This is a genomic window from Achromobacter agilis, assembly GCF_900496965.1.
GTDB lineage: Bacteria > Pseudomonadota > Gammaproteobacteria > Burkholderiales > Burkholderiaceae_B > Achromobacter > Achromobacter agilis.
This window is the reverse complement of record NZ_UFQB01000002.1, coordinates 255,298-266,774: the sequence shown is the minus strand read 5'-3', so window position 1 is coordinate 266,774 and position 11,477 is coordinate 255,298. Positions and strand designations below refer to the sequence as shown.

General features: G+C 66.9%; 6 protein-coding genes. All 6 read left to right on the top strand.

All coding sequences use genetic code 11. The features are described 5' to 3' along the window. Nucleotides 1–2 precede the first annotated feature (2 nt). The 6 genes from clpA (at nt 3) to AGI3411_RS03400 (ending at nt 11,438) form a co-directional block, all read left to right on the top strand. Nucleotides 3–2,315 carry an ATP-dependent Clp protease ATP-binding subunit ClpA gene (clpA, locus tag AGI3411_RS03425; protein WP_165359047.1) on the top strand — a complete coding sequence of 771 codons (2,313 nt, stop codon included), beginning with the start codon at nt 3–5 and terminating at the stop codon, nt 2,313–2,315. A 19-nt stretch (nt 2,316–2,334) separates the two neighbouring features. Then, on the top strand, nt 2,335–3,651 hold the full coding sequence (locus AGI3411_RS03420; RefSeq protein ID WP_129526011.1) for a paraquat-inducible protein A: 1,317 nt from the start codon (nt 2,335–2,337) through the stop codon (nt 3,649–3,651). Nucleotides 3,652–3,685: 34 nt separating this feature from the next. Then, nucleotides 3,686–5,347 carry a PqiB family protein gene (locus AGI3411_RS03415; RefSeq protein ID WP_129526010.1) on the top strand — a complete coding sequence of 554 codons (1,662 nt, stop codon included), beginning with the start codon at nt 3,686–3,688 and terminating at the stop codon, nt 5,345–5,347. A 6-nt stretch (nt 5,348–5,353) separates the two neighbouring features. Next, entirely contained in the window at nt 5,354–6,073 is a 720-nt protein-coding gene (locus AGI3411_RS03410; RefSeq protein ID WP_129526009.1) for a PqiC family protein, read from the top strand. A 158-nt stretch (nt 6,074–6,231) separates the two neighbouring features. After that, nucleotides 6,232–10,053 carry a trifunctional transcriptional regulator/proline dehydrogenase/L-glutamate gamma-semialdehyde dehydrogenase gene (gene putA / locus AGI3411_RS03405; RefSeq protein WP_129526008.1) on the top strand — a complete coding sequence of 1,274 codons (3,822 nt, stop codon included), beginning with the start codon at nt 6,232–6,234 and terminating at the stop codon, nt 10,051–10,053. Between the two features lie 239 nt (nt 10,054–10,292). Then, nucleotides 10,293–11,438, top strand: coding sequence for a branched-chain amino acid ABC transporter substrate-binding protein (locus AGI3411_RS03400; protein ID WP_129526007.1), 1,146 nt, complete (start codon nt 10,293–10,295; stop codon nt 11,436–11,438). The last annotated feature ends 39 nt before the right edge of the window (nt 11,439–11,477 follow it).

Sequence of the window (11,477 nt, the reverse complement as noted above, 5' to 3'; positions counted from 1 at the left end):
GCGTGATTTCTCAAGAGCTTGAAGTCAGCCTGCATATGGCTTTCGTCGAGGCCCGTTCGGCCCGGCACGAATTTATTACCGTCGAGCACCTGCTGTTGTCGCTGCTCGACAACGCTTCGGCTGTCGAGGTCCTGCGCGCCTGCGCTGCCAACCTGGATGAATTGCGCCGCAACCTGCGCCAGTTCGTCTCGGAAAACACGCCCGTGATTCCTAGCGGCGCCGAAGTCGACACCCAGCCCACGCTGGGCTTCCAACGCGTGATCCAGCGCGCGATCATGCACGTATCCGCGGGCGGCACCGGTAAGAAACCGGTAACCGGCGCGAACGTGCTCGTAGCCATTTTCGGCGAAAAGGATTCGCATGCCGTGTACTACCTGCAGCAGCAGGGCGTGACGCGGCTGGATGTCGTCAACTTCCTCTCGCATGGCATTACCAAACAGCCACAGGTGGAGTCCGCCGCCGTGCAGAAAGAGCAGCAGACCAATGGTGAAGAACAGGGCGAATCGCGCCAGTCGCCGCTAGACCAGTACGCGACCGATCTGAACGCGGCCGCGCTGGCCGGACGCATCGATCCCCTGATCGGGCGCGAGCACGAGGTCGAGCGCGTGATTCAGGTGCTGTGCCGCCGCCGCAAGAACAATCCGCTGCTGGTCGGCGAGGCCGGCGTGGGCAAGACCGCGATCGCCGAAGGCCTGGCCTGGCGCATCACGCGCGGCGAGGTGCCCGAAGTCCTGCAGGCCGCCCAGGTCTATTCCCTGGATATGGGCGCGTTGCTGGCCGGCACCAAGTACCGCGGCGATTTCGAGCAGCGCCTGAAGGGTGTGCTCAAGCAGATCCGCGGCAACCCCGATGCCATCCTGTTCATCGACGAAATCCACACGCTGATCGGGGCCGGTTCGGCCTCCGGCGGCACGCTGGACGCCTCCAATCTCCTGAAGCCCGCCTTGTCGTCCGGGCAGCTCAAGTGCATCGGTGCGACCACGTACACGGAATACCGCGGCGTCTTCGAGAAAGACCACGCGCTGTCGCGCCGGTTCCAGAAGATCGACGTGCCAGAGCCCAGCGTCGAGCAGACCGTGCAGATCCTGCGCGGCCTGAAGAGCCGCTTCGAGGAGCACCACAGCGTCCGTTACTCGGCCGCCGCGTTGTCGGCGGCCGCGGAACTGTCCGCGCGCTTCATCAATGACCGCCATTTGCCCGACAAGGCCATCGACGTCATCGACGAGGCCGGTGCCGCGCAGCGCCTGCTGCCGCGCTCGCGCCAGAAGAAGGTGATCGGCAAGGTCGACATCGAGAACATCGTGTCCAAGATCGCGCGCATTCCGCCGCAGTCCGTCTCCAACGACGACCGCAGCAAGCTCGCCACGCTGGACCGCGACCTGAAGACCGTGGTCTTCGGCCAGGACAACGCCATCGAGGCCCTGTCCGCCGCCATCAAGATGGCGCGTTCGGGCCTGGGCAAGCCGGAAAAGCCGATCGGCGCCTTCCTGTTCTCGGGCCCCACCGGCGTGGGCAAGACCGAAGTGGCCCGCCAGCTCGCGTTCACGCTGGGCGTCGAGCTGCTGCGCTTCGATATGTCGGAATACATGGAGCGCCACGCGGTGTCGCGCCTGATCGGCGCACCGCCGGGCTACGTCGGGTTCGACCAGGGCGGCCTGCTGACCGAAGCCATCACCAAGCAGCCGCACTGCGTGCTGCTGCTGGACGAAATCGAAAAGGCGCATCCGGATGTGTTCAACATCCTGCTGCAGGTCATGGACCACGGTACGCTGACCGACAACAACGGCCGCAAGGCGGACTTCCGCAACGTCATCGTCATCATGACGACTAACGCGGGCGCCGAAACCTTGAACCGTCCGTCCATCGGTTTCGCGAATTCGCGCGTGGTGGGCGACGAAATGGCGGAAATCCGCCGCATGTTCACGCCCGAGTTCCGCAACCGCCTCGACGCGATCATCCCGTTCGCGGCGCTGGACCGCGAAATCATCCTGCGCGTGGTGGACAAGTTCCTCATGCAGCTGGAAGACCAACTGCACGAGCGCCGCGTGGAAGCCATCTTCACCACGCGCCTGCGCGAGCATCTCGCCAAGGAGGGGTTCGATCCGCTCATGGGCGCGCGTCCCATGCAACGCCTGATCCAGGACACCATCCGGCGCGCGCTGGCCGACGAGCTGCTGTTCGGCAAGCTGGTCGAGGGCGGCACGGTCACGGTGGACCTGGACGACGAAGGCAAGGTGACGCTGAGCTTCGACGACAGCGGCAAGCCGCCGTCCTCGGATGCGCCCGACAAGCAGGAAGTCGAATTAGTCGACTAGGCAAGGGCCTGTCTCCCTTATGACCGCGGACCGCCAGCCGCTGATCGAGTGCGAACACTGCGCTAGCATCTATCGCCGGCATCAGCTCGAACCTGGCGAGACCGCCAATTGCGCCCGCTGCGGCGCCATTCTATGGCGCTACAGCGGGCTGACTTTATCCAATTGGCTGGCGCTCGCCATCGCCGCCCTGATCATCTTCGGGGTGGCCAACGCCTATCCTGTCGCCGCCATGTCCGTGCAGGGCATGACGCAGCAGGCCTCTCTGCTGGACGCGATTTCCATTACCTGGCGCCAGGGGCACTGGGTGGTGGCGGTCATGACCGGCATGGCCGGCTTCGCGCTTCCGCTGCTGCAGCTGACCGTTCTGCTCTGGGTGCTGGGCCCCTTGTCCCAGGGCCGCGAGCCCGCGGGCTTCCGGGTGGCCATGCGGCTCCTGGGCTTCCTGCGGCCCTGGTGCATGATCCCCGTGTTCCTGCTGGGCGTGCTGGTGGCGGTGGTGAAGCTGGCCGGCATGGCGGCGGTGTCGCCCGGCATCGGGCTGGGCGCCTTCGGCATTCTTACCATTCTCCTCACGATGCTGGGCCGGCTGTCGCCGCACGTGGTGTGGCGCTATGCCGAAAGCGTGGGCGTGGTGCCGGTGCATGTGCCCCAGGCCGCGCCGGACCAGATCCTGACCGGCTGCCACGTCTGCGGCCAGGTGCAGGCCCTGGCGCGCGAGGCCGACGAAGAGGCGGAGCACCATTGCGTGCGCTGCGACGCGCTGGTGCATTACCGCAAGCCGGACCACCTGGCGCGCACCTGGGCGCTGTTGCTGGCCGCCGTGGTGTTCTACATTCCCGCCAACGTGCTGCCGGTGATGAAAGTCAGCTCCGTGCTGGGCGACAGCGCCCATACGATCCTGGGCGGCGTGGTCGAGCTCTGGGAAATGGGTTCTTGGGATATTGCGCTGATCGTCTTTATCGCGAGCGTGGCCGTGCCGCTCACCAAACTGCTCGCGCTCATTCTGCTGCTGCTGACCGAACAATGGCGCAGCACGACCAACCTGCGCCCGCGCACCCGCCTGTATCAAATGGTCGAGTTCATCGGGCAATGGTCGATGCTGGACGTTTTTGTCGTTATATTGCTGGCGGCGCTGGCGGATTTCCAGGGCTTGATGGAGATCAGCGCCGGCGCGGGCGCGGCGGCGTTCGGGGTGGTCGTGATCCTGACGATGCTGTCCGCCATGAGCTTCGACCTGCGCCGCAGCTGGGATCTCGAAGGGCAAAGTGAAATAGAATCAGCGCCGGTCGAAGGCCGGCGTCAGCCAGCGCCCGGCGCTGGCCAGGAAATGGGCTAGGCCGCGGGGTCCGCCCAGGAAAAAGGAAGAATAGATGTCCGAGCAAGCACCCGGATCCGGTGAGGAAAAGTTCGCTTCCCCCTCGATCTCGCGCAAGCAGAAGAGCCGGATTTCATGGATCTGGCTGGTGCCCATCGTGGCGGCCCTGATGGGTCTGTCCCTGGTCGTGCGGACCTGGATGCAGGCCGGGCCCGACATTTCCATTTCGTTCAACACCGCCGAGGGGCTGGAAGTCGGCAAGACCCAGCTCCGCTACAAGGACGTGACCATCGGCACGGTGAGGTCCATCGGCTTCAATTCCGACCGCAGCAAGGTCGTGGTGCAGGCCGAGCTGGCCAAGGAAGTGTCGGACCTGGCGCGCGAAGGCACCAATTTCTGGGTGGTCCGGCCGCGCCTGGACGTGAGTGGCGTGTCCGGCCTGGGCACGCTGCTGTCGGGCGCCTATATCGGTGTGGACGCGGTCGAGGGCAAGGACGGCAACAAGGCCACCAAGCTGCACTTCGACGGCCTGGAAGTTCCGCCCGCGGTCACGCATGACCGCGCCGGCAAGCGCTTCAAGCTGAAGGCGTCGGACCTCGGGTCCCTGGATATCGGTTCGCCGGTGTATTTCCGCCGCATCAACGTGGGCCGCGTGATCGGCTATGCCCTGGACCAGAACGGCAAGGCCGTGAACGTCGAGGTGTTCGTGGATGCGCCCAACGACAAGTTCGTCACCAACGGCGCGCGCTTCTGGAATGCCAGCGGCGTGGATTTCAGCGTCAACGCGGACGGCCTGAAGGTGCGCACGCAATCGCTGGTGTCGATGGCGGTCGGGGGCGTCGCATTCGAGCCGGTCCTGACCGCGCGCGATGCCGGCACGCCGGCGGCCGCCGATGCCCAGTTCGATCTCTATCCGACCGAGACGGCGGCCAAGGCCAACCCGGACGGCGAGGCATTCCCGATCCGCATGCGTTACGACCAGTCGATCCGCGGGCTGGCCGTGGGCGCGCCGATCGATTTCAGCGGCATCACGCTGGGCAACGTCACGCAGATCAACCTGGATTTCGATCCGGTCTCCAAGCGCTTCTACTCGCTGGTGGACGCCACGCTGTATCCGGAGCGGCTGGGCCGGGTGTTCGACGAAGTGCGTGAGCGCGCGGTCGAAGACGGCGACGTGGCGGGCGGCCGTCTGCTGGGCGGCATGATCAAGCATGGCCTGCGCGCCCAGCTGCGCACCGCCAATCTGCTGACGGGCCAGCTTTACGTGGCGCTGGATATTTTCCCGAACGCCAAGCCGGTCGAGTTCAAGATGTCCGAGCCCGCGCTCATCCCGACGGTGCCCGGCAACCTGGATCAGCTGCAGCAGCAGGTCAGCAACATCGTCGCCAAGGTCGAGAAGATTCCGTTCGACAAGATCGGCGAAGACCTGCGCACCACGCTGGCCAACACCTCCAAACTGATGAGCCGCCTGGACAAGCAGGTGGCGCCCGAAGCGCAGAGCATGCTGAAGCAGGCAAGGGATTCGATGGCGCAGATCAACGCCCTGCTGGCCTCCGATGCGTCGCTGCCGGTCAATACCGAGCGGGCGATGCAGGAGCTTGGACGCGCGGCCCGGTCGCTGCGCGCCCTGGCCGACTTCCTGCAATCCAACCCCGAAGCCTTGCTGCGCGGCCGCGGCCCAGACCCGATCCCCGGCGTCGGTCCTGTCAGGAACTAAAAACCCATGAATAGACGCCCATCCCGCCACGCTCGCCCGGCGAGCCCGCCCTCCAGGGCTGCCTCCGCTCCTGCCGGGCGGCAGGCGCCCCGCCTGCGCGCGGCCCTGTCTCTGCTGGTCCTGTCGGCCGCGCTGGCGGGCTGCGGATCCTCGGCACCCGTCCATTACTACACCCTGCAGGGGCCGTCGGCCGCGGCTGCCGGCGCCGGTTCGCCATCCGCCGCCTACCTGATCGACGTGCAGCCGGTCAACATCTCGACCCAGGCCGACCAGCCCCAACTCATGGTGCGCACCGGCGACGGCAGCCTGTCGGCGCTGTATTCCGAGCGCTGGAGCTCGCCGCTGGGCGACGAACTGCGCGGCGCGCTGTCCGACGCGCTCAAGCGGGAACTGGGCGCGCTGGATGTGCAGATGGTCAAGCCGGGGCCGGGCGCCGCCGTCTGGCGCGTTCAGACGGACGTGCAGCGGTTCGAACTGGTTTCGGGCAGCATGGCGCAGCTCGACGCCACCTGGCGCGTGCGGCCCGTCAACATGAAGGGCGCGGGCCTGCTGTGCCGCAGCGTGGTCACCGAAACCGTGGCCGAAGCCGGCGTTCCCGCGCTGATCGCCGCGCAGCAGCGCGCCGTGATCGCCTTGGCCGGAACCATCGCCTCGGCCATCCGCGGCCAGGCGCCCGCCGGTTCGGCGTCGGTCCAGATGCTGGGTTGTTCGCCGCTGAAAGACTGAGGCGCGCCCGAGCAAAACCCGTCGTGATCTCAAGCGGTTAACCTAGGGTTAACCGCAATACAAACACGGTTGCAACCTGTCTAGCATACGGTCCTACCCATGCTGGGTTCCGTACGGGCCCGGTATTACCTTTGCCATGCGACAGGAAGCAATCTCTTATGGCCAGCACGACCCTAGGCGTCAAAGTCGATGACGCGCTCCGCGACCGGCTGAAGGCCGCCGCGCAAAAGCTCAATTGCACGCCGCACTGGCTGCACAAGCAGGCGATTCTTGCCTACCTGGACAAGATCGAGCGCGGCCACCTGCCGGCGGAGATGTCGCACCTGGGCGCGGACGCTGGCGGCGAAGACGAAGCGGGCGATGGGCAGTCGGCACCCACGCCGCCGTTCTATGAGTTCGGCCAGGACGTGCAGCCGCAGTCGGTGCTGCGCGCGGCCATTACGGCGGCCTATCGCCGGCCCGAGCCCGAATGCGTGCCGCTGCTGCTGGGGCAGGCCCGCATGCCGAACCTGGAAAAGATCCACACGATGGCCAGCGACCTGGTCAAGAAGCTGCGCGGCAAGCGCAGCGGCGGCGGCGTGGAAGGACTGATCCAGGAATTCTCGCTGTCCAGCCAGGAAGGCGTGGCGCTGATGTGCCTGGCCGAGGCGCTGCTGCGCATCCCCGACCGCGCCACGCGCGACGCGCTGATCCGCGACAAGGTGGCCCGCGGCGACTGGAAATCCCACATGGGCGGGTCCCAGTCGCTGTTCGTCAACGCCGCCACGTGGGGCCTGATGATCACCGGCAAGCTGGTGGCGGTCAGCAGCGAGCAATCGCTGTCCAAGGCGCTGACCCGCCTGATCGGCAAGGGCGGCGAGCCGCTGGTGCGCAAGGGCGTGAACATGGCCATGCGCATGATGGGCGAGCAATTCGTGTCGGGCCAGACCATTTCCGAAGCGCTGGCCAACAACCGCAAGATGGAATCGCGCGGTTTCCGCTATTCCTACGACATGCTGGGCGAGGCCGCGACCACGGCCGATGACGCCGATCGCTATTACGCGTCGTACGAGCAGGCCATCCACGCGATCGGCAAGGCGGCCGCGGGCCGCGGCATCTACGAAGGCCCCGGCATCTCGATCAAGCTGTCGGCCCTGCATCCGCGCTATTCCCGCGCCCAGCGCGAACGCGTGATGGCGGAACTGCTGCCGCGCGTGAAGGCGCTGACGGTGCTGGCCCGCAGCTACGACATCGGCCTGAACATCGACGCCGAAGAAGCCGACCGCCTGGAAATCTCGCTCGATCTGCTCGAGGCCCTGTGCTTCGAACCGGAGCTGGACGGCTGGAACGGCATCGGCTTCGTCATCCAGGCCTATCAGAAGCGCGCGCCGTTCGTGATCGACTACGTGATCGATCTGGCCCGCCGCAGCCGCCATCGCGTGATGGTGCGCCTGGTGAAGGGCGCTTACTGGGACAGCGAGATCAAGCGCGCCCAGGTCGACGGCCTGGAGGGCTACCCGGTCTACACGCGCAAGGTCTATACCGACGTGGCCTACCTGGCCTGCGCCCGCAAGCTGCTGGGCGCGCCGGAAGCCGTTTACCCGCAGTTCGCCACGCATAACGCCTACACCCTGTCCGCCATCTATCAGCTGGCCGGCCAGAATTACTACCCGGGCCAGTACGAGTTCCAATGCCTCCATGGCATGGGCGAACCGCTGTACGACGAAGTGGTGGGGCCGCTGGCGCAGGGCAAGCTGAACCGCCCGTGCCGCATCTACGCGCCGGTGGGCACGCACGAAACGCTGCTGGCGTACCTGGTGCGCCGCCTGCTGGAGAACGGTGCCAATACGTCTTTCGTGAACCTGATCGGCGACGACACCATCCCGGTCGAGCAACTGGTGGCCGATCCCGTCGAAGCGGCCTCGCGCATCGCGCCGCTGGGCGCGCCGCACGAGAAGATTCCGCTGCCGCGCGAACTCTACGGCGACCTGCAGGAGGGCGCTCGCGCCAATTCGGCGGGCCTGGACCTGAGCAACGAGCATCGCCTGGGCTCGCTGTCCGCGGCCCTGCTCGCCAGCGCTTCGATGTCCTGGCGTGCGGCGCCGATGCTGGGCGATGGCGCAGACGCGTGGGACGCCGCCCGCGCCATCGAGGTCCGCAACCCAGCCAATCTGCGCGATGTGGTGGGCCACGTCATCGAAGCGACGCCGCAGGAGGCCGAGGCCGCCTTGCGCGGCGCGGCCAATGCCTCGCCCATCTGGCAATCCACGCCGGTCGCCGAGCGCGCCCAGTGCCTGCGGCGCGCCGCGCAATTGCTGGAAGAGCAGATGCAGACCCTGCTGGGTCTGATCGTGCGCGAGGCCGGCAAATCGCTGCCCAACGCCATCGCCGAAGTGCGCGAGGCCGTGGATTTCCTGCGCTTTTACGCGGACCAGGCGGAAACGGAATTCAGCAACGACACGCACCGCCCGCTGGGCACCGTGCTGTGTATCAGCCCCTGGAACTTCCCGCTGGCCATCTTCACCGGCCAGGTCGCGGCCGCGCTGGCCGCCGGCAACACGGTGCTGGCCAAGCCCGCTGAACAGACCCCGCTGATCGCGGCGCAAGCCGTGGCCATCCTGCGCGCCGCCGGCGTGCCGGCCGGCGCCGTGCAACTGCTGCCGGGCCGGGGTGAAACCGTCGGCGCCCAGCTGGTAGCCAGCCCGGGCGTGCGCGGCGTGATGTTCACCGGCTCCACCGACGTCGCGCGGATCATCTCGCGCACGCTGGCCGACCGCCTGGACGACGCCGGCCACACTATTCCGCTGATCGCGGAGACGGGCGGCCAGAACGCCATGGTGGTCGATTCCTCGGCGCTGGCCGAGCAGGTCGTGTTCGACGTGCTGACCTCCGCCTTCGATTCCGCCGGCCAGCGCTGCTCGGCGCTGCGCGTGCTGTGCGTGCAGGAAGACAGCGCCGACCATGTGCTGACCATGCTGCGCGGCGCGATGCGCGAACTGAGCGTGGGCAACCCCGACCGTCTGTCGGTGGATGTGGGCCCCGTCATCGACACCGAAGCCCGCAACGGCATCCAGCGCCACATCGAGACGATGCGCACGGCCGGCCACCGGGTGGACCAGGTGGAACTGAACGGCGAATGCCGCCACGGCACGTTCGTGCCGCCCACCATCATCGAGATCGACAACATCGGCGAACTGACGCGCGAGGTGTTCGGCCCCGTGCTGCACGTGGTGCGCTACCAGCGCGACGAGCTGGACGCCTTGCTCGACGCCGTCAACGGCACGGGTTACGGCCTCACGTTCGGCGTGCATACACGCATCGACGAAACCATCGCGCACGTGACCGGCCAGGTCCATGCGGGCAACGTCTACGTCAACCGCAATATCGTGGGCGCCGTGGTGGGCGTGCAGCCGTTCGGCGGCGAATGCCTGTCCGGCACAGGGCCCAAGGCCGGCGGCCCGCTGTATATGTACCGCCTGCTCGGCACCCGCCCTGCGGGCCTGCCGCCCGCGCTGGACTCCTCGGCGCCGCTGCCGCAGCGCATCGCGCTGCCGGGCCCCACGGGCGAGACCAATACCTACATGGTCGAACCGCGCGGCGCCGTGTATTGCGTGGCGGCCACCGAGGCCGGCGCGCGGGCGCAATGGTCGGTGGCCAGGCTGACCGGCAACCATGCCTGGTTCGCCGACACCCCCGCCGCGCAGGCGCTGTTGTCCACGCTGGACGCCGACCAGCGCGGTCAGGCGGGCATCCTGGCCGATGAAGACGTCGATCAGGCGGACTACCAGGCCGTGCTGTTCGAAGGCGACGGCGATGCGCTGCGGGCGCTGAACCAGCGCATCGCGCAGCGTCCCGGCGCCATCCTGTCCGTGCACGGGCTGACCCCGGACGCGATCGCGGCGGGCGCTGGCTATGTGCCGGACCGGCTGCTGGCCGAGCGGTCCATCAGCGTCAACACGGCAGCCGCGGGCGGCAACGCCAGCCTTATGACCATCGGTTGAGGGCAATGGGGCTAACCCGCCGGTATCTGAGGGTTATCTCCAATATCGGTCAAGGTTGCACTGGAAGCAAAATCCGGTCGCACCTCAAGTCCGGATGTCGCAACCCGACATCCGGACTTTGCAGAACATGCATGCGCAAGACCCCGGCAACATCGGGGCTTGCGGTAGTAAAAAACCAGAAGCCTGGCTAAAAGCTCAGGTATAACAAGGTCTTAAGTCCGACACCCCGGAGGATACCCATGAAGTTCCGCACCACTTTGAAGCTTGTCGCCGCCAGTCTCGCCGCCGCCGGCGTGGCCGCCGCCGCGCAGGCCGCCGACATCAAGTTCGGTTTTGCTGCGCCGCTGACCGGCCCGCAATCGCACTACGGCGAAGACATGCAGAACGGCCTGAACCTGGCCCTGGAAGAAGCCAACAAGAAGGGCATCAAGATCGACGGCAAGCCGGCCACCTTCGTGCTGGTCTCGCGCGACGACCAGGCCGATCCCCGGGTTGGCGTGCAGGTCGCCCAGCAGCTGGTCGACCAGGACGTCGTCGGCATCCTGGGCCACTTCAATTCGGGCACGACGATTCCCGCTTCGCGCGTCTACCACGAAGCCGGCCTGCCCCAGATCGCGATGGCCACCTCGCCCGAATACACCAAGCAGGGCTACGAGACCACCTTCCGCATGATGACCAGCGACACCCAGCAGGGCGCCGCCGTCGGCAAGTTCATGGTCGAAAAGCTCAATGCGAAGAAGGTCGCCATCATCGACGACCGCACCGCCTACGGCCAGGGCCTGGCCGACGAGGTCGAGAAGGCCGTCAAGGCCGCCGGGGGCCAGATCGTGCGCCGCGAGTACACGACCGACAAGGCGAACGACTTCACGGCCATCCTGACCAACATCAAGGGCGCCGCGCCGGACGCGATCTTCTACGGCGGCCTGGACGCGCAATCCGGCCCCATGAAGCGCCAGCTGGCGACACTGGGCTTGAAGGCGCCGCTGGTCTCGGGCGAAATGACCCGCAGCGATACCTTCATCAAGCTGGCCGGCGACGCCGCCGACGGCACCTACGCCTCGCTGGCAGGCGTGCCGCTGGACAAGATGGCCGCTGGCAAGGACTTCGAGCAGCGCTACCAGGCGCGCTTCAAGAAGGCCCCGGGCGTGTATGCCCCGTACGCCTACGACGGCGCGTGGAACATGATCACCGCCATCGAGCAGGCCGGTTCGGCCAAGCCCGAGAAGTACCTGCCGGCCCTGGCCAAGCTGAACCGCAAGGGCGCGACCAGCGAGCACATCTCGTATGACGCCAACGGCGACCTGAAGGAAATCTCGGTCACCATCTACGAAGTCAAGAACGGCAAGTGGGAGATGGTTGAAACGATGGTCAGCCAGGCCAACTAAAGGCCGCTGGCCGGGCGGGGAGGCGGCTTGGCCGCGCCC

Bases quoted from the DNA above. Each gene is read 5' to 3' on its own strand.
- AGI3411_RS03410 (WP_129526009.1), top strand. From the start codon at position 5,354: ATGAATAGACGCCCATCCCGCCACGCTCGCCCGGCGAGCCCGCCCTCC.
- AGI3411_RS03415 (WP_129526010.1), top strand. From the start codon at position 3,686: ATGTCCGAGCAAGCACCCGGATCCGGTGAGGAAAAGTTCGCTTCCCCC.
- AGI3411_RS03400 (WP_129526007.1), top strand. From the start codon at position 10,293: ATGAAGTTCCGCACCACTTTGAAGCTTGTCGCCGCCAGTCTCGCCGCC.
- AGI3411_RS03420 (WP_129526011.1), top strand. From the start codon at position 2,335: ATGACCGCGGACCGCCAGCCGCTGATCGAGTGCGAACACTGCGCTAGC.
- putA (WP_129526008.1), top strand. From the start codon at position 6,232: ATGGCCAGCACGACCCTAGGCGTCAAAGTCGATGACGCGCTCCGCGAC.